Below are 21,547 nucleotides of genomic sequence, written 5' to 3'. Positions count from 1 at the left end.
CACTGCCGCCGGCCGTACGACGACCCGGACACCACTGGGGAGCCACTCTCGGGACATCACCGGAAAACCACTCCGCAGCCCTTCGAGGCTCTCTTGAGGGAGATGAACCAAGATGCAGACCCTGGCGAACTGGGACGGCGGCCCCGGGCCGTGGATCCTCTTCTTCCCGTTGATCTGGGCGGCCGTGATCGTCGGCGCCGTCACGCTCCTGCGCCGCACCGCCTGGCGCGCCCGCGGCGGACCCTGGCGCGGCATGGGCGCCGGTCCCTGGCGCGGCGCGGACGGGCGCCCCGCCGCCGACTCGCCGCTCGCCGTCCTCGGCCGCCGCTTCGCCTCCGGCGAGATCGACGAGGACGAGTACTGGCGCCGGCTGTCGGTGCTGGAGGAACAGTTCGGCCGTACGGGCAAGGACGGTGCCCGGTGACCGGCACGCCGGACACGGCCACCGCCACGACGACCGCGAGGGCGACCGCGACGACGGCCGCGAGGGCGACCGCGACGACGGCCGCGAGGGCGACCGCGACGACGGCCGCGAGGGCGACCGCGAGGGCGGCCGCGAGGGCGACCGCGACGACGGCCGCGAGGGCGACCGCGAGGGCGACCGCGAGGGCGGCCGCGACGACGGCCGCGACAACGGCCGGGTCCGCCACGCGCCCGGCCGCGCGGTCCGCCGGAGCAGTCAAGGTCCTCGTCGCCCTCGCCGCCGACGTCGCCGACCGACCCTGGAGGGCGTGAGCCTCGGCGCTCCTGGCGGCCGCTTCACCGCGCTGACGGGGGCGGGGTGCTGCTCCTTGGCCGGAAGCCGCAAGGTCCCTCCTGGCGCACCACGCGGCCGGATCGGCATCGTCATCCGGACTTCAGCCCGGTGCCGACCCTGTCGCCCAGCACATCACGCTGCCGCTGGACCCGGCGGTCGCGAAGGGACCCGTGTGCGGCCGCCGTACGGCTCGGGTGCCGGCGGGGTGCGGCCGGCGTTTGGCCGGGTGCGGTCCGCGTGCGGCGGGGTGCAGCTCGCGTGCGGCGGGGTGGCGGCCGCGTGTCGCGGTGCGCCACCCGAGTGCGGCCCGGTGCCGCTTGCGCGCGGGACCGGGATGCGAGTCGCGCGCGGGACCCGAATGCGGCCCGCGCGCGGGACCTGGATGCCACTCGTGTGCGGCCGGGTCACCGCCCGGTCAGCCGACAACGGCGGACCGGGCGGGAGCGGCGGGCCGGGCGCCCTCGAGTGCGGGCTCGACGACCTCGGTGAACCGGCGCGCGGGCTGCTCCGCGGCCACCAGCCGGGGCAACCGCGCCGGCACCGTGACGGCGACCGGACCGGCGCAGGTCGGCAGGGTGAACCAGACCACCTTGCCCTGCTCGCCGTCCGGGCGCGCGCCCCAGCTCTCGCTCATCGCGGCCACCATGGCCAGCCCGCGGCCCTCGGTGGCCAGTGGCGCGATGTCGCCCATGTCCTCCACCACGGGAAGACGCGGATCGTGGTCGCGCACGGAGACCGTGAGCCGGTCGAGCAGCAACTCGAGTTCGACGGTGCACAACTTGTCGGGCTCGGCGTGCTGGTGGACGTTGGTCAACAGCTCCGTCACACCGAGCGCGGCCCGGTCTATCAGAGGATCGAGATGCCAGTAGCGCAAGTGCGCCGATACGATTCTGCGGACCTGGCCGATCCGCGACGGCAGGGCTTGGAGCTCCACCGTGCAGTGCCTGCTTGGGTGACTGATCACGGCTGCGACTCCCCGACGTTGAGGTCCGGAAGAACACGACGTTCGGATGCAGCAGGACGCCTGCGTGACACTGCCGCCTGCTGTCGTGGCCGGCGGGCTGGTTCGCAGCGTTATCGCCGGTAAACCCAGAGTGACGTGAGACCAGCGTGACGCAAGGGGTTCGGCACCGCAACTTCGAGCCACCTTCGCGACCGCTCAGCCGCCGCGTCCCGCCGCCCTGTGGACGGCCTCGATGAAGCGGCGCGCCGCGGGCGGCCCCGGCTCTCCCGGGGCGGGGTCGTGGTCGCCCAGGGTCAGCACGTACCGGGTGCCGTCGAGGTCGGCGAGTGCCCGGTCGTCCGGGGCGAACCAGGGCTTGGAGGCGCGCACCGTCCGCAGCGGCGCGCTGTCGATCTCGCTGCCGTAGCTGGTGAGCAACTCCAGCCTGCCGTCGCTGATCCGGACCTGCCCGGCCCGGGTGAGTGAGCGCAGTCCTCTGCCGATCCGCACACCCGTGGCCGTGAACTCCGGTTCCGCCATCCTTCCCGCCCCCTCGTGCGCGTGGCCGGCTCCGGCTTCCGCCCGGTCCACGAGCCGGCCCGGTTCGCTGGAGATCCAGTGGACCTCCGGTGCGGGTCCTTCGTCCCGCGCGGTGCAGTCTGCCCCCCTTCGCCACCGAGCACCAGTGCACGCGGCGCGCTCTGCACCGGCGCCCGGAGCACTCGCGTGAATGCGCCCCCATCTTCGCGCGCGGCCGGCGCGGCCACGGCCCTGGCGTGCCTGGCTCCAGTGGTCTCTTTGAGTCGCTCAAAGGAGCGTTTATGCAGGTGAGAAGCGTGAGGAAGGTGTCTATCATCGGTGGCGTCCGGCCGCGCGACAAGCTGTCGGCGCCCAGCGTAAGGAGTCCCGCCGTGAGCACCACCGAGCAGCGCCGGACCGGCGAAACCCTCGACGTCGACCGCAGCGACACCGGATACCGGGACTGGCTGAAAGAGGCCGTACGAAAGGTCCAGGCCGATGCCAACCGTTCGGCGGACACCCATCTGCTGCGCTTCCCGCTGCCCGAGGCGTGGGGCATCGACCTGTACCTGAAGGACGAGTCGACCCACCCGACCGGAAGCCTCAAGCACCGCCTGGCGCGCTCGCTGTTCCTGTACGGGCTGTGCAACGGCTGGATCCGGCCGGACCGTCCGGTCATCGAGGCATCCAGTGGCTCGACGGCCGTCTCCGAGGCCTACTTCGCGAAGCTCATCGGCGTGCCCTTCATCGCGGTCATGCCGCGCACGACGAGCGCCGAGAAGTGCCGCCTCATCGAGTTCCACGGCGGGCAGTGCCACTTCGTGGACGACCCACGCACGATGTACGAGGCTTCCGCCGCCCTGGCGACCGAGACCGGCGGCCACTACATGGACCAGTTCACCTACGCCGAGCGGGCCACGGACTGGCGCGGTAACAACAACATCGCCGAATCCATCTTCCGCCAGCTGGAGTTGGAGCGCTTCCCGGAGCCGGCCTGGATCGTCGCCACCGCGGGCACCGGCGGCACCTCCGCGACCATCGCACGCTACGTCCACTACATGCAGTACGACACCCGCATCTGTGTGGCCGACCCGGACAACTCCTGCTTCTTCGAGGGCTGGACCACCGGCGATCCGGACGTCACCTGCGACTGCGGCTCGCGCATCGAGGGCATCGGCCGGCCGCGCATGGAACCGAGCTTCGTGCCCGGCGCCATCGACCGGATGATGAAGGTGCCGGACGCGGCCGCCGTCGCCGCCGTACGGGCCCTGGAGCGGGCCATCGGCCGCAAGGCGGGCGGCTCCACCGGCACCGGCCTGTGGAGTGCCCTGAAGATCGTCGCCGAGATGGTGGCCGAGGGACGCCGGGGGAGCGTGGTGACGCTGCTGTGCGACCCGGGGGACCGTTACCTCGACAAGTACTACTCGGACGCGTGGCTGGCCGCGCAAGGCCTGGACAGCGCCCCGTACGCGGCGGCGATCGAGTCCTTCCTGGCGACGGGCAGGTGGCCGGCGCACTGAGACGGGCGGACCACGCGGCGAAGCGGACGACCACGCGGCGAGCCACGGGGCCGGACCTCGTCACCGCCGACCGACCCGGGTCACCTTACGACCGGTCACCTCCGGTCCGCACCACGGCACCTCCGGTCCGCACCACGGCGCCTGAGGTCCGCACCACGGCCCGTCCGGTCCGCACCACCGCGCCGGCCGGACCCTGTCATCCCGCCGCCAGGCGCCGGTCCAGGGCCGTCACGGCGTCCCGGAAGGCGCGTCCGAGGCCCGCGCGGGCCATGGCGAGCACAAGCCGCACCGGCGCCGTCCCGTCGACCGCGAAGGTCCACTGCACCCGGGTGCCGGTGCCGGCCGGGGTGAGCCGCCATTCCTCGGCCAGCGCCCGCAGGCCGGGCGCGTTGGTGGCGTCGACGCGGTAGGCGTAGACCTCGGGGTCCTTCGCGACGAGGACGGTCTCCTCGAACCGCGTCCCGCCCCTGAGCCGCACCTCGCGCCCCCGGTCGGTCGGCCGCGCGGACGTCACCGCCGAGAACCACTGCGCCCAGCCCGGCACGTCCTCGGCGAGAGCATGGAAGACCCGCTGGGGAGGGGCCGCGACCTCCCGGGCGAAGACCAGGCGCACGGGCGCGGTCTCGACGAAGTCGATCCCCACCGGGCGCATTCGGCGAGCCATGGACACAACCCCCTTGTGGCATACCGGCAGGGCGGTCGGCCGAGCACGGTCACCTTAGCTGACGGTCCTTCAGATGTCTGCCCCGTCCACGGGCTCGCCCGCCACCACCAGCCGCAGGTGCTCGGACACCTCGGCGCGGGCATCGGCCGGCAGTCCGGCGTCCGTCACCAGCGTGTCCACCCGGTCCAGCGCCGCGAAGGAACTCAGGCCCACCACGCCCCACTTGGTGTGGTCCGCGACCACCACGACCCGCCGCGCGGACTGCACCAGCCGCCGGTTGGTCTCGGCCTCCGCCAGGTTCGGCGTCGACAGGCCGGCCTCGGCCGATATCCCGTGCACGCCGAGGAACAGCAGGTCGAAGTGGAGCGCGGCGATCGCCTGGTCGGCCACCGGCCCCACCAGTGAGTCGGACGGGGTGCGCACCCCGCCGGTCAGCACCACCGTCGCCGCCCCCTGCCGCGGTCCGGAGGTGCGCTGCGCAGAGTGGAAGACGTCCGCCACCCGGACCGAGTTGGTGACCACCGTCAGCTCCGGCACGTCCAGCAGGTGATGGGCCAGCGCGTACGTCGTCGTACCACCCGACAGCGCGATCGCCGTGCCGGGCGCGACCAGCTGGGCAGCCGCGCGCGCGATGTCCTCCTTGGCGCTCAGCTCCAGTCCCGACTTGGCCTCGAAGCCCGGCTCGTGGGTGCTCGCCTCCACGACCGGGACCGCGCCGCCGTGCACCTTCTCCAGCATGCCCTGGCGGGCCAGCGCGTCCAGGTCGCGGCGGACCGTCATGTCCGACACGCCCAGCTTCCGGGTCAGCTCGTTGACCCGGACGCCGCCGCGGCGCCGGACCTCGTCCAGGATCAGGGCGCGCCGCTGCTCCGCGAGGAGGTTCTGATTCTCACTCACGTGGCTCCGGTTCCTTTCGCCTCAAGCCGTCCGACACGCCCGGCGCACCCGCTCCGACGAGGAGCTTCGGTACATTCCCGGTGCGCGGGCGTCCCATCCTTTCACGGGACGCCGCCCATCGCGCCATCGCCCGCCCCGACGCGCGCTGCCACCCGGACGCCTCCTGCGCGCGGCGGCCGTCACCCGGTCCGGGGAGATTCGGTGACAGGGGGTGTGCAGGGCACCACAGACGGACATCCTGGTGTCCGCACGCACAGGCGGACAGCGCGTCACGGGGGAAGTGCGAACAGTGGAACGTGCGCAGCAGCGTCCGGCGACGAGCGGGGTGGACGGCCCCGTCCCGCCGCCCGAACCGGCCGGAACGGCTCTGGAACTCCTGGTCCACGGAGTCGGCGGCACCACGCCCGAGCGGATGCTCGACGATCCGCACACGGTGCGGATCACCGGCGACGACACCGCGGCCGTCTTCCGGCGCGCCGCCGACGCCGACGCCGAGACCCGCCCCGAGGGCCATCGCGGCGGACCGGTTCCCGAGGCGTACGTCTGGTGCAACCTCACCTCCGGCAACGGCACCCGGGCCCTGTGGCTGCTGCTGCTTCCGTTCATGGTGGTCAACCTCGCCCACTGGATGCGCCCCACGGCCCACGGACGCCCCCGCACCGTACGCCTGTACGGTCTGCTCGTGCGGCTGGCAGGACTGACCCTGACCGTGCTGCTGGTCGCAGCCGCCTGCGAGGTCGCCCTCGACCTCGCCGCCTGGCAGTGCGCGGGCACGCGCGCGTGCGCCGTTCGGCACTCCTGGCTCGGCTTCCTGTCACCCGCGGCCGGCGGCTGGTGGAGCACGCCCGGCCGCCGGCTCGCCCTCGCCGCCCTGATGCCCGCCGCGCTCACCGGCCTGCTGTGGTACCTCTCCCACCGCACCTGGAGCGCCTACGAGTCGCAGCAGCCCATGACCCACGGTCCCGAACGCGAGGAGGAGACCGGCGGCGGCGCGCTGGGCAGGCCCGGCTTCTGGTACGGGCGCCGCCTGGTGGCCCGGCTGCGCGCGGCCCACACCGCCGCCGGCCTGCTGACCGTCGCCGCGGCGGTCGCCGCCCCGGCCGCCCACTTCGACCGCCGCCCCGGTGGTCCCGCGGCCCTCGACGTCCTCGGATGGCTGCTGCACGCCGCCCTCGTCGCGGGGGCGGCCGTCGTGGCGGCCGTGGTCTGCCGCCGGGGCCGCAGTGAGCACCGGCTCGACCGGCGGCTGGACCGCCACCTCGTACGGCGGCTGCCGCTCGGCGCCCTCCTGGTGCTCCTGCTCGCCGTCCTGTACTCGGGATGGTCGCGCCCAAAGTGGCACTCGACGGGCCGGCTGGCGGGCGACGCGACCTTCGGCGGCCTCGCCCTGGTGCAGGGCCTGCTGGTCGTCGCCCTCGGTGTCACCGCCCACACCCTCCACCGCACCCGCCGCGGAGCGCTCGGCTCCGCCCCGACGGCGGACGACCCCACCGACCACCGCGCCGCGCTGCGTGGCCTGGGCGGACCGGCGGTCGCGATGCTGGCCTGCGCCCTCGGCGGGGTGATGTCCGGCGGGGTCGCCCAGCGCGTGGCCGACTGGCTGGACGGCACCGGGGCGTCGATCCCCGGGCCGCCGGTCCTGCTCACCTGGCAGGCGTCCGTCATCCCGCCGCTGATCGTCGTGCTGCTGGCGCTGTGCGGGCGGCTCGCCGGACGCGCCTGGCGGCTGGCCCGCGCCGAGCGCGCCACGGTGGAGCGGGACTATCCCGCAGAGCCGAAGGACCCCGCGCGCACCCGCCGCATCGCCCGCACCCGCGCGATGGCCACCCTCACCGACGCCGGTCCCCTCGTGGTCGGCGTCACCTCCGCCACCACCCTCCTGCTGGGTGCCGCCGCCCTCGTGGGCGCCCTCGGCACCGACCGGACCCCCGCCCGCGCCGCCGAGGGCACCCAGCCCGTCGTCCAGGGGGCGGCCGAGACCGCGCAGGCACTCGGCTCCTGGCTGATCGGTCTCGGGTTCATACTCTTCGTCACCTGGGGCCGGCGCGCCTACAAGGACGCCTCCGCCCGGCGCACCATCGGCATCCTCTGGGACGTCGGCACCTTCTGGCCGCGCGCCGCCCACCCCTTCGCCCCGCCCTGCTACGCCGAACGCGCGGTGCCCGACCTCACCTGGCGGATGGCGACCTGGACCCGGGCCACGGGCGGACGGCTGGTCCTCTCCGGGCACTCCCAGGGCAGTGTGCTGGCCGCCGCCGCGGCCTGGCAGCTCACCCCTTCGGTGCGCGGGCGGATCGCCCTGCTGACGTACGGCTCTCCACTGACCCGGCTCTACGGCCGCTGGTTCCCCGCCCACTTCGGGCCGGAAGCCCTCGGTGCCCTGCACCGGGACGTGGACTGCTGGCGGAACCTGTACCGGCGCACCGACCCCATCGGCGGTCCGGTGGGGCTGTCCGGCGACTGCGGAGCCGACGTCGACCGCCCCCCGCTGAAGGACCCGCTCGTCTACGGCCGCACCCCGCGGCATCCGCTGCCGGCCCCGGTCCTGGGCCACTCCGACTACCAGGCGGACCCGGCCTTCGCCGAGGAACGCCGGCGCCTCCTGGCCCGGCTGCGACCCGATGTTCCGGCACCGCGCCACGGGCCCGGACAGCCCGACGCCGAAAGCGGCGCACCCCGAGCCGCCCCGGAGCCGCGTGGCGGGGACGACACCTAGGGCAGCGTGGGCAGATCCTCGGCGTAGAGCAGCGTGAGATCGTCCGTGCTCGGGTCGGCGAGCTGCGCCACCCGGCCCGCGTGGCGCTCCACCATGGCCTCGAAGGTCTGGCGCGCGGTACGCCCGTTGCCGAACGCGGCACCCTTCGGGATCGCCGTGAAGTACTTCAGCAGGGCCTCGGCCGCGCCCGGCGCCAGCCGGTACTCGTGCTCGTCGGCCTGCTGCTCCACGATCCGCAGCAGCTCGTCGGGGCCGTAGTCGCTGAAGGTGATGGTGCGTGAGAAACGGGAGGCGACACCGGGGTTGACGGAAAGGAAGCGCTCCATCTCGGCCGTGTAGCCGGCGACGATCACCACGACCGCGTCGCGGTGGTCCTCCATCAGCTTCACCAGCGTGTCGATTGCCTCCTTGCCGAAGTCGCGTCCGGCGTCCTCCGGGGAGAGCGCGTAGGCCTCGTCGATGAACAGCACACCGCCGCGCGCCCGCTCGAAGGCCTCCTGGGTGCGGATCGCGGTGGAGCCGATGTGCTCACCGACCAGGTCTACGCGGGAGACCTCGACGAGATGCCCCTTGTCCAGCACGCCGAGGGAGGCGAGGATCTCGCCGTACAGGCGGGCGACCGTGGTCTTGCCGGTGCCGGGGGAGCCGGTGAAGACCAGATGGCGCTTGACCGAGGCAGCCTTCAGCCCGGCCTCCTGCCGGCGCCGGCCCACTTCGATCATGTCGGTCAGGGCCCGCACCTCACGCTTCACGCTGTCCAGGCCCACCAGCGTGTCGAGTTCGCCGAGCACGTCCGTCGCACTCCGGACGGGCTGCTCCGGCTCCAGGGCGGTGACCAGCGGTTCCTGCTCGGTGCTGCGCTGTCCGGGGATCGCGCCCAGCAGACCGGGGGACGGGCTCGCCGTCTGCACCGCCGTCTCCCGCGCCGCCGGCGGACGCAGGCCCCCGCTCTCGTCGCTGGTGCAGTCCTCGACCACGGGGCCGGACCCTGATCCGGCGTCCGGCCCGCCGTCCGCGAACTCGTATCCGCCGCGCGTGCACCGCTCCGTACGGCACTTCTTCAGCGTCGTACGGCAGCCGTCGATCACGTGGAAGCCGTACCCGCCGCTGTCCGTCACGCGGCAGCCCAGGAAAGCGCCGCGGCCCCCGGCGGAGACGTAGAAGCCGGCCTCGGCGGGGGAGGAGACCGTGCAGCGTTCGATGGTGGGATCGGCGCCCTTGGTGACGATCACGCCCGTCTGGGTGCGGTCCAGTGTGCAGTTGCTGAGCGTGCCGCCGCTGCCGTGGTCACGGAACCACGCACCCGTGGCCGCCTCCTTGATCCGGCAGTCGTCGAGCTGGGCGGTGGCCCCGTCGCTCACCGACACGGCCGTGTTGCGCACCTGGAACAGGTCGCTGTCGACGACGTCCGCGCGGGAGCCGCGGTCCAGCACGAACAGCGCGTCCGGCACGTCGTGCACCCGGCAGGAGTCGAGGACCACGGTCGCGCCGTCGCTGACCCAGACGGCCGGGTAGTCGCCGGTGCTGTCGAAGATCTCGCACTGGTTGGCGTCCACGCGTGTGCCCGGGTCCCACACCGACAGGCCGTTGCGCCCGAACTGACGCACCGTCGTCCGGGTCAGGGTCAACACGGAACGCGACCGCAGGTCCACCGCGTTCTCCGGGATGTCGTGGATGCGGCAGTCGGCGAGCGTGAGCACGGCGTCCGTGTCGAGGGTGACGCCGTCCGCGGTGGTGCGGTGCACATCGCAGTCGGTGAGATGAGCGGTGGCCAGGCCGGTGACCTGGACACCGCTGCCCCGGACCTCGTAGACCTCGCAACCCACGCCTTCCAGCGCGGAGTTGTCGCCCGTCACCGACAGGCCCGCGCCCGAGGTGTGGTGGATGCGGCAGCGCTCCAGCCGGGGATGGGCACCGCCGCGGACCACCACGCCCGACTGCCCGGCCGCGACGACCTCGCACTCCTCGAACACCCCGCCACCGCCGTCGAGTACGGCGATGCCGATGCCGGCCGGATTGTCCACCGTGCAGCGGCGCACGGTCGGGCGGGCGCCTGCGCGCACCTCGATGCCCGCAGCGGACCGGGTCACGATCCGCACGTCCTTGAGCTCGGGCGCGCCCTCCTCCACCAACAGGGCGGGCGCGGCGGCGTCCTGGCCCTCCACGTGCAGGTCCTGCACCACCGCCGAGGCGCGCACGGTCAGCGGCACCCCGTCCACGGGGGCGATGCGCACCGAACCGGGGGAGCCCTCGGGGCCGCGCAGGGTCACCGCCCGCTGGACGACGAGGTTCTCGCGGTAGGTGCCCGGGGCGACGGTGAGTACGTCGCCGTCCGCCGCGGCCTCCAGGGCGGCGGCGAGCGATGCGTACTCCCCCGTGCGGCGCCGCCACCGCGATGTGCCGGTGTGCGTCACCTGGACCGTGCCCTGTGCCATGGCGTTGCTGTGCCCCCACCTCGTCGTACTGACGGCTCGCTCGCGCGGGTTGATGCCGATGCGTCGGCCGGTCCACCGTAGCGTGCGCGCAGGCGGTCGGTTGACCAGAGCCGGAAGGCCGTCAGCTGCCGGTGCCGGTGCGGCCCCAGTCGGGACCCGCGCGGTCCCAGGCCTGGTCCCAGCGCGCGTACCGCCGGCGAACCAGGCGCCGGACGATCAGTCTGCGTATGCCCTCCACCAGGCCCGCTGCCCCGACGGCCGCGCCGAGTCCGGCCAGCACCGCATGGGTGGTGGCGGTGGCGGAGTCCAGCGGGCGGGTCACCGTGACGCCGTGGTCGTCCGTCCACAGGGTGAAGTGGTCGCCGGGATGCGGGGTTCTGAGGCCCGTCGTGACCGGGCCGCGCCACCGGGTTCCGTCCGGGGCCGTCCAGTCGGCGACGACACGGCTGAGGACGTCCCGGCCCGTGGAGATCTCCGGGTCGGGCTCCGGCACGTCCCGCTCCAGCCTCCGGACCACGGTGGCCGTCACCGGATGCCGGGCCTGGCGCTGGTCGCGCACGGACTGCTGCAGGGCGCCCTGGGCGAGGGAACCGGTAAGTGAGCCGATCGTGGGGGCGGCCAGAAGGATCAGGAGCAGGGCCACCAGGGCCACCCAGGACTCGACCAGGTCGGTCGTGCGCCGCAGCGGATTGCGCCGCCAGCGCCAGAGCCCGCAGATTGCACGCACGGTCCCGCACCCCCTTCCCCGAACCGTGATAACCCCCGGCGGAGCCGTTCATCCGTGAACCCGGTCGAAGAGAGAGCGAAATCACCTCTGCCCGCGGACTCTCGGACACGCCTCACGCAATCCCAACGACCGGGCTCCGGCGCGGGGTTCCCGAGCGGGGAGGGGGATCACTCGAGGATCGTGACCGGGTCACCGAGCCGGATGGTGCCGGTCGACTCGGGCACCAGGTTCTGCCCGAAGACCAGTTCGCCGCCGAAGCGGCGGTGGCGGCCGAGCGTGCGCAGGGGTTCCTTGCCGCGCTTCGCGGTGGCCTGGTCGGTGGTGGTCACCACGCACCGGCCGCACGGCTTGGCCACCCGGAAGGCGACCTCGCCGATGGCGATGCGCGACCAGTCGTCCTCGGCCCAGGCGGGGGTGCCGGCCACGACGATGCTCGGCCGGAACCGGTTCATGGGCAGTGGGCCCTCCTCGGCGTGGTCGCCCTCGGCGATCAGCGAGTTGAGCGAGTCGAGCGAGGACAGGGCCGTGAGCAGCAGCGGGAAGCCGTCGGCGAAGCTCACCGTCTCGCCCGGCAGCGCGTGGTCCGGGTCGACGGGCCGGCGCGTGGCGGGGTCGTCCATGTGCACGAGGCGGACGTCCGCTCCTGCCCAACGGCTGCACCAGGCGTGCGCGGCGGCGCCGGCAGGGACGGCCTCGACCTTGTCGCCGAAGATGTCGACCGTCACCGTGGCGCCCGGCCCCGGAACGGGCACCGTGATCGGCTCGTGTCCGGGCGCGGACAGGCGAACGCCGCCGCCGGGCTCGAGCTCGGCGGCGGCCAACGCGAGGTGAGGGTGCCGGCGTTGGGTGAGGACCTTTCCCCCGTCGTCGATCAGCACCCAGCGCCGGTCCCCGGACAGCCCCCAGGGCTCCACGACGGCCTCCCGGGGCGCGCTGCCCCGGAACGCCTTGACCGGGTAGAGATGTATCGACCGCAGCTCCGCATGCCCCATGACCTCATCCTGCCAGGTGACACGGAGAGCGGGGGGACGGATCAGTAACCGCGGTACTGCTGGTTGTTGTACGGGTCCTGGTAAGGCGCCGCGGCGGGACGGGGAGCCGCGGGACGCATCGCCTCGTAGCCGGTGCCGTTCATCATCGGGCGCGGCGGCTGCGGCTGCTGCGGGCCGGGGTACCCGCGCGGTGCGGTGGCCTGCTGCGGGATGTACGCCGCGGGCGCCTGCTGCAGCGGGGCGGGCTGCGGCGCCTGCGGGTAGCCGTAGGAGGGCTGGGACGGTGCCGCCGGGAGGGCGGGCAGCGCCGAGGGGAGCGCGGGCAGGTAACCGCCCATTCCCGTGTCGTACGGCGCGGGGACCCGGATCGGGGCGATCTGCGGGGTGCCCCGCTCGGCCACGAGCGAGTCGTAGATCGGAGTGTCCGGGAAGGAGGCGGAGTAGTAGCCGCCGCCATAAGTGGAGCGGGGGGAGGTCATGGCACATAAGTTAAGCCCACGATGTGCTGGTTGGGGAGACCGATAAGAGGGTTGTTTTCCGTGTCGGCGGTGACGCGGGATCCCCAATGCGAGCGAAGTTGGCAAAAAAGGGCGTCAATCGGCCTCGAGATCGTGTAAAGCCCGAGCTCCCGGCGGGTTACCGGCGGTTGGACGGCCGTGTTCCGGAGCTTCTCGTGGGAGTTCGGCTCTCCCGGGAATAGGTTGGGACGGATGGCGAGCCGACGCCGGGACGGGCAGCGAGCCGACGGACTGCCGGGGCACCGCCCGGCCGACACGTGATGGGGGCGAACATGTCAATGCCGAAGGGATCGAACACGCCGGTGCCGGCCACGGCCCTGCGCGTCGAGCTGGGCTGGCGATCCGGGCCGGGCGTCCCCGACGCCGACGCCTCGGCGCTGATGCTGGTGAACGGAAAGGTGCGCTCCGACGCGGACTTCGTCTTCTACAACCAGCCGGCGCACCCCTCCGGCACGGTCCGCCACGAGGGCAAGCGGAATGCGGGCGGCCGGGTGACCGACACGCTCCTCGTCGACCTCGCGCGCGTGGAGGGTGCGATCGAACGGGTGGTGCTCGCCGCCTCGGCGGACGGCGGGACGTTCGGCCAGGTGCCCGACCTGTACATCGAGGTACGGGACGCGGCCCTGGACACGGTGGTCGCCCGCTTCGACAGCGCCGGTGCCAGTGTCGAGACGGCGTTCCTGCTGGGCGAGTTCTACCGCCGCCAGGGCGCCTGGAAGTTCCGCGCCGTGGGCCAGGGCTACAGCAGCGGGCTGGAGGGCCTGGCCACCGACTTCGGCATCACCGTGGACGAGCCCCAGCACCCCGCGCCGCCTTCCGCCCCGTCCCCGTCGCCCCGGCACACGCCGCCGCACCCGCCGGCGGCTCAGGCCCCTGCCGCGACGGCGCCCCCCGCCGGACCGCCCGTGCCCCTGCCGCCGCCGGTGGCACACCCGCCCGCCGTGTCCCCGCCCGCCGTGTCTCCGCCCGCCGTGTCTCCGCCCGCTGTGCCCGCGCCGTCGGCGCCCGTCGCCTCTCCGGTCCGGCTGACCAAGGTGACGCTCACCAAGGCGGCTCCGTCCGTGTCGCTGGCCAAGCAGGGCGGCACCTCCGGTGCCATGCGCGTGAACCTCAACTGGGAGGTGCGCAAACAGTTCTCCGGCTGGGGCAGCAAGCGCGGCCGGGCGGTCGCGATGCACGCGGACCTCGACCTCGACCTGTGCGCCCTCTACGAGCTGTCGGACGGCCGCAAAGGCGTCGTCCAGGCCCTGGGCAACGCCTTCGGCTCACTGCACCGGCCCCCGTACATCCACCTCGACGGCGACGACCGCACCGGCGCCGTGGCCACCGGCGAGAACCTCACCATCAACCTCGACCACCGGGACGACTTCCGTCGCATCCTCGTCTTCGTGACCATCTACGAAGGAGCCCGCTCCTTCGCCGACCTGCATGCCACGGTCACCCTCCAGCCCCAGCACGGCGCCCCGATCGACTTCTCCCTCGACGAGTGCACGGTCCCCTCCACGGTGTGCGCGCTGGCCCTGATCACCCACACCGGGGGCGACCTCGTCGTCCAGCGGGAGGCGCGCTACCTGGTGCCCGAGCGCGGGGTGAGTCCTCAGCGCACCATCGACCACGCCTATGGCTGGGGCATGAACTGGACCCCCGGCCGCAAGTGAGCCGGCGGCCCGGAGCGGTCAGCCCTCGTCGGGCAGGGCGTCCGGGCGCGCGTAGGTGCGACCCTTCCAGGCCGCACCCCGGCCCCGGTAGTGCTGCACCGCCGAGTCGGCGGTCATCAGCAGATAGAGGAACGCGGTGAACGGCAGCAGCGGAGCGAGCCACAGCGGCTGGCGGTAGTAGCGGAGCATCGGAACGTACGTCGCCGTCATCACGAGCCAGGCCAGGCCACCGGCGGCCGCCGCCCACGCGCTGCCCGCCGCCAGCCCCGCGACCAGCGCCACCGGCGGCACCAGATAGACGAGCGCCAGTCCGGCGACCGTGCCGAGCAGCAGCAGCGGGTTGTGGCGCAACTGCGCGTAGGCGCTGCGTGAGACCATCCGCCACAGGTCGCCGAGCCGCGGGTAGGGGCGCACGCTGTCCACCCGCTCGGCGAGCCCCAGCCAGATGTGGCCACCGCCGCCCTTGACCGCCCGCGCGAGGGCCACGTCGTCGATCACGGCGTGCCGGATCGCCTCCGGGATCCGCGCCCGCTCGGCCGCCTCGGTGCGCAGCAGCACGCAACCGCCCGCGGCCGCCGCCGTTCGCGCGTCCCTGCGGCCGATCCGGCGGAAGGGATACAACTGAGCGAAGAAGTAGACGAACGCCGGTACGACGAGTCGTTCCCACAGGCTCTCCACCCGCAGCCGGGCCATCTGCGAGACGACGTCGTAGCCCCCGGTGCGCGCCGCCGCCACCAGGTGGCGCAGGCTGCCCGGGGCATGGGCGATGTCCGCGTCCGTCAGGAGCAGGTACTCGGGGGCACGCGCGCGTGCCAGCGCGATGCCGTGCCGTACGGCCCACAGTTTGCCCGTCCAGCCCGCGGGCGGCTCGCCCGGCGAGTCCACGGTCAGCGGCAGTCCACCGCCGCCCTGCGCCAGTTCCCGGGCCAGTTCCCCGGTGCCGTCGCCGCTGCCGTCGTCGATCAGGAAGACCTCCGCCCGCCCGGGATAGTCCTGGGCGAGGAGGGAGGGGAGGCTCCTGGGCAGGACGGCGGCCTCGTCCCGCGCGGGGACCACGACGCACACCGGCGGCCAGTCGCCCGGGGCCGGCTCCGAACCCAACGGCAGCCTGACATCCGTACGCCAGAAGAAGCCCTGGCCGAGCAGCAACCACAGCCATGCGGCGAGTGATCCGACGGCGGTCCACACGATCACGCTCACCCACGCAGTCTGCCCCACCGGGGTCGTGCACCGGAGGGCATCGTCTATCGTGGCCGGGTGAAGATCGCGCTCATGGACTCCGGAATCGGGCTGCTCCCTGCCGCCGCCGCGGTGCACCGTCTGCGGCCGGACGCGGATCTGGTCCTCTCCTGGGACCCCGACGGGATGCCCTGGGGCCCGCGCACTCCGGAGGACATCACCGAGCGGGCGCTGGCCGTGGCCGAGGCGGCTGCCGCGCACGACCCCGACGTTCTGATCGTCGCCTGCAACACGGCCTCCGTGCACTCACTGCCGGTGATGCGCGCCCGTTTCGAACCGGTCCTGCCGATCATCGGCACCGTCCCGGCGATCAAGCCGGCCGCCGCGGGGGGCGGACCTGTCGCCATCTGGGCGACTCCCGCCACCACCGGGAGCCCCTACCAGCGCAACCTGATCGAGCAGTTCGCCGACGGCGTGACCGTCACCGAGGTGCCGTGCCCCGGGCTCGCCGACGCCGTGCACCACGCGGACGAGGCGGCCGTCGAGGCGGCGGTCGCCGCGGCCGCGGCACGCACGCCCGACGACGTGACCACCGTCGTTCTGGGGTGCACCAACTACGAGCTGGTGGCCGAGCGAATCCGGGCCGCCGTTCAGAAGCCCGGTCGTGCTCCGCTGATCCTGCACGGCTCCGCCGGGGCGGTCGCGGCCCAGGCGTTGCGCAGGATCGGCGCGGACCCCGCCCCGGAAGCCGTCGGCAGCAGCACCCTCACGGTGCTGCTCAGCGGACGGGAGGCCGAGCTGCCCGGGACCGCCCTGACCTACCACGAGGGCCGTCTCCTGAAGGCGGTCACCCCCGCCCGCTGACCCGCGCCCGCCCCGGGCCCGCGCTGAAGCGCCCGCCGGGACACGCACCGTGTGTGACGCGCTACCCGCGCGGGGAAACCTGAGTAACCTCGTTGACATGAGGGACCACCGCCGCAGCGACAGCGGCACGCACCCCGATGTCTGGACCGGACGGGCCACCAACCGGATCCAGTGGCTGCTGGCGCTCGTCGGCGCCGCCTGCCTGGCACTGGGCATCGAGCTGGCCGTCGACTCCGCCTGGACCTCCGGCATCGCTCCGCTGGTGATGTCCGTCGTGGGCTGCATCGCGGCCGGGCTGTTGGTCCTCTTCGGCACCCTCGCCTTCGTCCACGTCGCGCTGAAGGTGGACAAGGAGTCCCTGGAGGTGCGCTGCGGCCACATCGGCCTGCCCCGCCGGCGCATTCCTCTGACGCACGTCGCGGGTGCCGAGTTCGCGCCCCACGTCACCCCGCGGCAGTGGGGTGGCTGGGGCTACCGCTGGCGGCCCGAGAAGGGCACCGCGGTCGTCGTACGGCGCGGTGAGGGCATCGTGCTGCGGCTGTGGGACGGTCACACGTTCACGATCACGATCGACAATGCCGAGTCGGCGGTCCGCGTGATCAGGGACCGGCTGCGACCGCCGGCCCCCGGCCGCGTCTGAACGTCCGGACCTTCCGGACGTCACGCCCACCGTGGCGGACCCGGGGCCCGCACCACCCCCGAAACCCCCGGCCCCGCCCTCACGGCGTCAGCCGGTCCCGTCGTGGCCGTGCCCCGGCCGGCGGTGTCCCGGCCTCCTCGGCCAGCGGGCGCGCCGTGGCCAACCCCGCCAGCAGACCCGCCCCCACCGACACCGCGGTGAAGCTCAGCGCGTCACCGACCGCGGCGATCACCGCCAGGGCCGTCAGCGCCGAGCCCGCGGTGAGCGCGACCGGCGTGGGCCGCGCCGTGCGCCACAGTGCGAACAGCACCCAGCCGTACGCCGCCGCCAGCAGCACCATGCCGACCACCCCCTGCTCGGCCGCCTGCTGCCACAGCGCCGAGTGCGGCTTGCCGTCGGGCTGCAGCGACTGCGCGGCCGTCGGGCCGAACTCCCCGAAACGGCCCGGCCCCACGCCCAGGCCGGCGTTCCGGTGGACCAGGTGCAGTGCGTCCCGCCACAGCTCCACACGGTGCTGCGTGAGCTGGCCGTCCAGGGACTCGGCGAGCCCGCCGGGCAGCACACGGGCGGCGACCGCCCAGCTCGCCCCGGTCACTGCGGCGGCCACCAGGGCGAGGCCCGCGATGCCGGGGCCACGGCGGCGCACCCGGCCGGCGGCGAGCGAGCAGAGCAGTACCGCGACACAGGAGACGACCCCGGTGCCGGAGCCGAGCACGGCCGCGGTCGCGGCGATCGCGACCGTCAGCGCGCGCAGCGCGAGGCGAAGAACCGGAGCGGACGCGGCCCAGGCGGCGCAGCAGGCGGCGCCCGCCGACAGGGTCAGCACGCCGGCGGTGGCGCCGGCGTGTCCCAGCGGCGCGGCGAACCGCGGCCCCGGGGCCAGTCCCGGAACCGCCACCGCGAGCCCCAGGCCGGCCAGCGCCCCGGCGCAGGGCGCGGCGACCGGCAGCAGCGCCCCGCAGATCCGGCCCGTGGCGTAGCCGGCGGCCACGGCCAGGACCGCGAGCAGCACGCCCTCGGGGCGGCCCTCGTGCAGTGCACCGCTGATCAGAGACCAGACGGCGCAGGCGCCGAGCACCACCACGCCGACCGCGTCAGAAACGTTTCGTCTGTCTTCGTCCGGCTGTCTTCCGTCGTCCGCCCCGCCGACGGACGTCATCTCCGTGGACCGCACCCATCGCCCCCCGCAACCCCGGTCGCCCCCGACCCCTGCCCGACACCCGTCCCGCCGGCCGCGAGCTGCCGCGGACCGGGGGCTCCGGCACACCGTAACGGCTGATGACCGGATTGTGGACGCCCCGCACCGAACAACGCGCGCGTCCGCGGGGCGGCGGCCGGCGGCGGCAGGGCCGGTGGGGCCCGTCGCCTCGTGCGCCCACGGCCCGTGCTGTCCGTGTCAAGGTCACCCGCCGTACACTCCCGGGGTGACCGTCACCGCAACTTCCGTCGACGAGTCGGACCGGCTGCGGCCGCAGACCGAGCCTGCTCCCTGGAGCGGGCGCCTCGTACGGCTCGTACCTGCCGCCGCCGCTGCGCTCTCCGGCGTGCTCCTCTACGTCAGCTTCCCGCCGCGCACCCTGTGGTGGCTGGCCCTGCCGGCCTTCGCCGTCCTCGGCCGGGTGCTGCGCGGCCGTGGCTGGAAGGCGGCTCTCGGCCTCGGCTACCTCTTCGGCCTGGGGTTCCTGCTGCCGCTGCTGGTGTGGACCGGGGTCGAGGTCGGTGCCGGCCCGTGGCTGGCGCTCGTCGCGGTGGAGGCGGTCTTCGTCGCACTGGTGGCCGCGGGCATCGCCGCGGTGTCGAAGCTGCCCGCCTGGCCGGTCTGGGCGGCCGCCGTGTGGATCGCCGGTGAGGCGGTACGCGCACGCGTGCCGTTCCGCGGCTTCCCCTGGGGCAAGATCGCCTTCGGCCAGGCGGACGGCGTGTTCCTGCCGCTGGCCGCGGTGGGCGGTACGCCGGTGCTGGGCTTCGCGGTCGTGCTGTGCGGCTTCGGCCTGTGCGAGGCCGTCCGCCTGGCGGTGGAGGGGCGGCGCACCAGCGCGCCACGGCGGCCGGCCGCGACCGTGGCCCTGCTGAGTGTCGCCGTTCCGGTGGCGGGCGCGGTGGCCGCCCGGCCCCTGGTGAGCGACAAGGCGGAGAACGGCACCGCGACCGTGGCGCTCATCCAGGGCAACGTGCCCCGCTCGGGCCTGGAGTTCAACGCCCAGCGACGGGCCGTGCTCGACTACCACGCGCGTGAGACGCAGCGGCTGGCCGAGGCGGTGAAGGCGGGCAAGGCCGCCCGGCCCGACTTCGTGCTCTGGCCGGAGAACTCCTCCGACATCGACCCGTTCGCCAACGCCGACGCGCGCTTCGTCATAGACCGGGCCGCCAAGGCGGTCGGGGCGCCCGTCTCCGTCGGCGGGGTCGTGGAGCGGGACGGTGAACTGCTCAACGAGCAGATCCTGTGGGACCCGGTCAAGGGACCCGAGCAGACCTACGACAAACGGCAGGTCCAGCCCTTCGGCGAGTACCTGCCGCTGCGCTCGCTGCTCGGGTCGATCAACAAGAACTGGACCTCGATGGTCCGGCAGGACTTCAGCCGGGGAAGCAAGCCGGGCGTGTTCGACGTGCACGGCACCAGGATCGGCCTGGCCACCTGCTACGAGGCCGCCTTCGACTGGGCCGTGCGGGACACGGTCACCCACGGCGCCCAGATGATCTCCGTGCCGAGCAACAACGCGACCTTCGACCGCAGCGAGATGACCTACCAGCAGCTCGCCATGTCCCGTATCCGCGCGGTCGAGCACAGCCGGACTGTCACCGTGCCGGTGACCAGCGGGGTCAGCGCGATCATCATGCCCGATGGGCGGATCACCCAGAAGACCGGCATGTTCGTGCCCGCCTACCTCGTCCAGAAGGTGCCGCTGCGCTCCTCGAAGACACCCGCGACCGAGCTGGGCATCCTGCCGGAGATCGCCCTGGTGCTGGTCGCCGCGGGCGGCCTGGGCTGGGCGATCGGGGCCGGTGTGCGCGGGCGGCGCGCCCGGAACGCGTAGCCGTACGCCGGGCCCGCGCCGCGGGGAGTGCGCCATGGTGAGGGGACATGGCCGGTTAGGGTCGGTCCATGGGCACTCCTGACTTCATCCGCACCATCCGCGCCACCGCCGGCCACCAGTTGCTGTGGCTGCCCGGGGTCAGCGCCGTCGTCTTCGACGACCGGGGCAGGGTCCTGCTGGGCCAGCGCGCGGACAACCACGAGTGGGCACTGATCTCCGGCATCCCGGAGCCCGGCGAGCAGCCCGCGACCTGCGCCGTGCGGGAGGTGTACGAGGAGACCGCCGTACGGTGCGTGCCCGAGCGGATCGTGATGGTGAAGTCCGGGAAGCCGGTCACCTTCGGCAACGGCGACATCTGCCAGTTCATGGACATCACCTTCCGCTGCCGGGCCGTCGGCGGCGAGGCGTGCGTCAACGACGACGAGTCCCTGCAGGTCGGCTGGTTCGAGGTGGACGCGCTGCCGAAGATGGACGAGCGGCACTACGTTCGGATCAAGCAGGCCCTTTCCGATGAACCCACATGGTTCCAGCCCACGACTTTTGAATGAAGTATGGGGTGGCACCACATGTAGTCCGGTAGGAGCGCTACCTAGGCTCAAGACATGACCTCGTCCAGCGCTCTCCCGGGCCCCCACGCCCCCTCGCTCGACCTCGGCGGCCGCACCGCGCTCGTCACCGGCGCCGCGAGCGGCATCGGCCGCGCCTGCGCGCTGCGGCTGGCCGCCGCGGGGGCCAAGGTCAGGGCCGTCGACCGGGACGCGGCCGGCCTGGAGGCGCTGGCCGGTGAGTCCGGCGGTCTCGCCGGCAGCCTCGAGCCGCACGTCCTCGACCTCACCGACCTGGACGCCGCCGAGCAGGCGGCCGCCGGCACCGACGTGCTGGTCAACAACGCCGGGCTGCAACTGGTGCGCCCCATCGAGGAGTTCCCGCCCGAGGTCTTCCACACCGTGCTGACCGTGATGCTGGAGGCGCCGTTCCGGCTCATCCGCGGCGCCCTGCCGCACATGTACGGGCAGAAGTGGGGCCGGATCGTCAACATCTCCTCCGTGCACGGCCTGCGTGCCTCCGCCTACAAGTCGGCGTACGTGGCGGCCAAGCACGGCCTGGAGGGACTGTCCAAGACGACCGCCCTGGAAGGCGCTCCGCACGGCGTCACCTCGAACTGCGTGAACCCCGCCTATGTGCGCACCCCCCTGGTCGAGAAGCAGCTCGCCGACCAGGCACAGGCGCACGGCATCCCCGAGGAGCGCGTGCTGTCCGAGGTGCTCCTGCAGGACAGCGCGGTCAAGCGGCTGATCGAACCGGAGGAGGTCGCGGAGGCCATGGCGTATCTGTGCGGCCCGCAGGCGTCCTTCGTCACCGGCACCTCGCTGGTCCTCGACGGCGGCTGGAGCGCGCACTGACCGACCGCCTCGATCCGGCCCGCTCCCGGGTTTTCCACAGGGCTCACCGGACGAGGGGGCGATGGGGAATCCTGTGAGCA

20 protein-coding genes are annotated in these 21,547 nt (G+C 73.6%); 10 read left to right on the top strand and 10 right to left on the bottom strand.

Annotation, left to right across the window (positions count from 1 at the left end):
* Positions 1-112 precede the first annotated feature (112 nt).
* Both ACH4UM_RS18445 and ACH4UM_RS18440 read left to right on the top strand, forming a co-directional pair.
* Entirely contained in the window at positions 113-424 is a 312-nt protein-coding gene (locus ACH4UM_RS18445) for an SHOCT domain-containing protein (RefSeq protein WP_398179908.1), read from the top strand.
* Positions 421-735 (top strand): hypothetical protein, encoded by a 315-nt coding sequence (locus ACH4UM_RS18440; RefSeq protein WP_398179905.1) that lies wholly within the window; start codon positions 421-423, stop codon positions 733-735. Before ACH4UM_RS18445 ends, ACH4UM_RS18440 begins: the two co-directional genes overlap by 4 nt.
* Before the next feature lie 437 nt (positions 736-1,172).
* Here ACH4UM_RS18440 and ACH4UM_RS18435 read toward each other — a convergent pair whose 3' ends face one another.
* Together ACH4UM_RS18435 and ACH4UM_RS18430 are read right to left on the bottom strand one after the other, a co-directional pair.
* The gene (locus ACH4UM_RS18435; protein WP_398179903.1) at positions 1,173-1,721 is read right to left on the bottom strand and encodes an ATP-binding protein; all 549 of its coding nucleotides are present in this window, start codon (positions 1,719-1,721) and stop codon (positions 1,173-1,175) included.
* Between the two features lie 195 nt (positions 1,722-1,916).
* Complete coding sequence (locus ACH4UM_RS18430; protein ID WP_398179900.1) at positions 1,917-2,240, bottom strand: hypothetical protein; 324 nt, start codon at positions 2,238-2,240, stop codon at positions 1,917-1,919.
* Positions 2,241-2,611: 371 nt separating this feature from the next.
* Between ACH4UM_RS18430 and ACH4UM_RS18425 the strand changes: the two genes are divergently transcribed.
* A complete protein-coding gene (locus ACH4UM_RS18425; protein ID WP_398179897.1) occupies positions 2,612-3,739 on the top strand; it encodes a PLP-dependent cysteine synthase family protein in 1,128 nt (375 codons plus the stop codon).
* A gap of 196 nt (positions 3,740-3,935) precedes the next feature.
* On the opposite strand, the gene ACH4UM_RS18420 is transcribed toward ACH4UM_RS18425, so the two are convergent.
* Positions 3,936-4,403, bottom strand: coding sequence for an SRPBCC family protein (locus ACH4UM_RS18420; protein WP_398179894.1), 468 nt, complete (start codon positions 4,401-4,403; stop codon positions 3,936-3,938).
* A 69-nt stretch (positions 4,404-4,472) separates the two neighbouring features.
* A complete protein-coding gene (locus tag ACH4UM_RS18415; protein ID WP_398179891.1) occupies positions 4,473-5,300 on the bottom strand; it encodes a DeoR/GlpR family DNA-binding transcription regulator in 828 nt (275 codons plus the stop codon).
* A gap of 289 nt (positions 5,301-5,589) precedes the next feature.
* On the opposite strand from ACH4UM_RS18415, the gene ACH4UM_RS18410 reads away from it, so the two are divergent.
* Positions 5,590-8,016, top strand: a complete 2,427-nt coding sequence (locus ACH4UM_RS18410) for a hypothetical protein (RefSeq protein WP_398179889.1) — start codon at positions 5,590-5,592, stop codon at positions 8,014-8,016.
* On the opposite strand, the gene ACH4UM_RS18405 is transcribed toward ACH4UM_RS18410, so the two are convergent.
* The 4 genes from ACH4UM_RS18405 to ACH4UM_RS18390 form a co-directional block, all read right to left on the bottom strand.
* Positions 8,013-10,451 carry a right-handed parallel beta-helix repeat-containing protein gene (locus ACH4UM_RS18405; RefSeq protein WP_398179886.1) on the bottom strand — a complete coding sequence of 813 codons (2,439 nt, stop codon included), beginning with the start codon at positions 10,449-10,451 and terminating at the stop codon, positions 8,013-8,015. The two genes, ACH4UM_RS18410 and ACH4UM_RS18405, sit on opposite strands and share 4 nt — an antisense overlap.
* 121 nt (positions 10,452-10,572) lie before the next feature.
* On the bottom strand, positions 10,573-11,178 hold the full coding sequence (locus ACH4UM_RS18400; protein WP_398179883.1) for a hypothetical protein: 606 nt from the start codon (positions 11,176-11,178) through the stop codon (positions 10,573-10,575).
* 167 nt (positions 11,179-11,345) lie between these two features.
* Positions 11,346-12,170 (bottom strand): MOSC domain-containing protein, encoded by an 825-nt coding sequence (locus tag ACH4UM_RS18395; protein WP_398179881.1) that lies wholly within the window; start codon positions 12,168-12,170, stop codon positions 11,346-11,348.
* 41 nt (positions 12,171-12,211) lie between these two features.
* A complete protein-coding gene (locus ACH4UM_RS18390; protein WP_398179878.1) occupies positions 12,212-12,649 on the bottom strand; it encodes a DUF6643 family protein in 438 nt (145 codons plus the stop codon).
* Positions 12,650-12,966: 317 nt separating this feature from the next.
* Here ACH4UM_RS18390 and ACH4UM_RS18385 point away from each other — a divergent pair, with 317 nt between their 5' ends.
* Positions 12,967-14,346 (top strand): TerD family protein, encoded by a 1,380-nt coding sequence (locus ACH4UM_RS18385; protein ID WP_398180607.1) that lies wholly within the window; start codon positions 12,967-12,969, stop codon positions 14,344-14,346.
* A gap of 18 nt (positions 14,347-14,364) precedes the next feature.
* Here the strand turns inward: ACH4UM_RS18385 and ACH4UM_RS18380 are convergent, their stop codons facing one another.
* Positions 14,365-15,546, bottom strand: a complete 1,182-nt coding sequence (locus ACH4UM_RS18380) for a glycosyltransferase (protein ID WP_398179875.1) — start codon at positions 15,544-15,546, stop codon at positions 14,365-14,367.
* Between the two features lie 57 nt (positions 15,547-15,603).
* Here ACH4UM_RS18380 and ACH4UM_RS18375 point away from each other — a divergent pair, with 57 nt between their 5' ends.
* Complete coding sequence (locus ACH4UM_RS18375; RefSeq protein WP_398179872.1) at positions 15,604-16,389, top strand: glutamate racemase; 786 nt, start codon at positions 15,604-15,606, stop codon at positions 16,387-16,389.
* Between the two features lie 97 nt (positions 16,390-16,486).
* Positions 16,487-17,029, top strand: coding sequence for a hypothetical protein (locus ACH4UM_RS18370; protein ID WP_398179869.1), 543 nt, complete (start codon positions 16,487-16,489; stop codon positions 17,027-17,029).
* Between the two features lie 79 nt (positions 17,030-17,108).
* On the opposite strand, the gene ACH4UM_RS18365 is transcribed toward ACH4UM_RS18370, so the two are convergent.
* Entirely contained in the window at positions 17,109-18,188 is a 1,080-nt protein-coding gene (locus tag ACH4UM_RS18365) for an O-antigen ligase family protein (protein ID WP_398180604.1), read from the bottom strand.
* 265 nt (positions 18,189-18,453) lie between these two features.
* Between ACH4UM_RS18365 and lnt the strand changes: the two genes are divergently transcribed.
* The 3 genes from lnt to ACH4UM_RS18350 all read left to right on the top strand — a co-directional run bounded on the left by lnt (position 18,454) and on the right by ACH4UM_RS18350 (position 21,467).
* On the top strand, positions 18,454-20,064 hold the full coding sequence (gene lnt, locus ACH4UM_RS18360; protein WP_398179866.1) for an apolipoprotein N-acyltransferase: 1,611 nt from the start codon (positions 18,454-18,456) through the stop codon (positions 20,062-20,064).
* Between the two features lie 68 nt (positions 20,065-20,132).
* Positions 20,133-20,612, top strand: a complete 480-nt coding sequence (locus ACH4UM_RS18355; protein WP_398179863.1) for an NUDIX hydrolase — start codon at positions 20,133-20,135, stop codon at positions 20,610-20,612.
* A 54-nt stretch (positions 20,613-20,666) separates the two neighbouring features.
* A complete protein-coding gene (locus tag ACH4UM_RS18350) occupies positions 20,667-21,467 on the top strand; it encodes a 3-hydroxybutyrate dehydrogenase (RefSeq protein ID WP_398179860.1) in 801 nt (266 codons plus the stop codon).
* Positions 21,468-21,547: the final 80 nt, after the last annotated feature.

This window comes from Streptomyces sp. NPDC020801 (genome assembly GCF_044334385.1).
Taxonomy (GTDB): Bacteria; Actinomycetota; Actinomycetes; order Streptomycetales; family Streptomycetaceae; genus Streptomyces.
The sequence above is the reverse complement of the archived record's forward strand: the minus strand, read 5'-3'. Positions and strand labels throughout refer to the sequence as shown.

What these genes read in the sequence shown, in the direction of transcription:
- ACH4UM_RS18445 (WP_398179908.1), top strand. Translation starts at nt 113, where the DNA reads ATGCAGACCCTGGCGAACTGGGACGGCGGCCCCGGGCCGTGGATCCTC.
- ACH4UM_RS18430 (WP_398179900.1), bottom strand. Translation starts at nt 2,240, where the DNA reads ATGGCGGAACCGGAGTTCACGGCCACGGGTGTGCGGATCGGCAGAGGA.
- ACH4UM_RS18420 (WP_398179894.1), bottom strand. Translation starts at nt 4,403, where the DNA reads ATGGCTCGCCGAATGCGCCCGGTGGGGATCGACTTCGTCGAGACCGCG.
- ACH4UM_RS18405 (WP_398179886.1), bottom strand. Translation starts at nt 10,451, where the DNA reads ATGGCACAGGGCACGGTCCAGGTGACGCACACCGGCACATCGCGGTGG.
- ACH4UM_RS18395 (WP_398179881.1), bottom strand. Translation starts at nt 12,170, where the DNA reads ATGGGGCATGCGGAGCTGCGGTCGATACATCTCTACCCGGTCAAGGCG.
- ACH4UM_RS18390 (WP_398179878.1), bottom strand. Translation starts at nt 12,649, where the DNA reads ATGACCTCCCCCCGCTCCACTTATGGCGGCGGCTACTACTCCGCCTCC.
- ACH4UM_RS18385 (WP_398180607.1), top strand. Translation starts at nt 12,967, where the DNA reads ATGCCGAAGGGATCGAACACGCCGGTGCCGGCCACGGCCCTGCGCGTC.
- ACH4UM_RS18370 (WP_398179869.1), top strand. Translation starts at nt 16,487, where the DNA reads ATGAGGGACCACCGCCGCAGCGACAGCGGCACGCACCCCGATGTCTGG.
- ACH4UM_RS18365 (WP_398180604.1), bottom strand. Translation starts at nt 18,188, where the DNA reads ATGACGTCCGTCGGCGGGGCGGACGACGGAAGACAGCCGGACGAAGAC.
- ACH4UM_RS18355 (WP_398179863.1), top strand. Translation starts at nt 20,133, where the DNA reads ATGGGCACTCCTGACTTCATCCGCACCATCCGCGCCACCGCCGGCCAC.
- ACH4UM_RS18350 (WP_398179860.1), top strand. Translation starts at nt 20,667, where the DNA reads ATGACCTCGTCCAGCGCTCTCCCGGGCCCCCACGCCCCCTCGCTCGAC.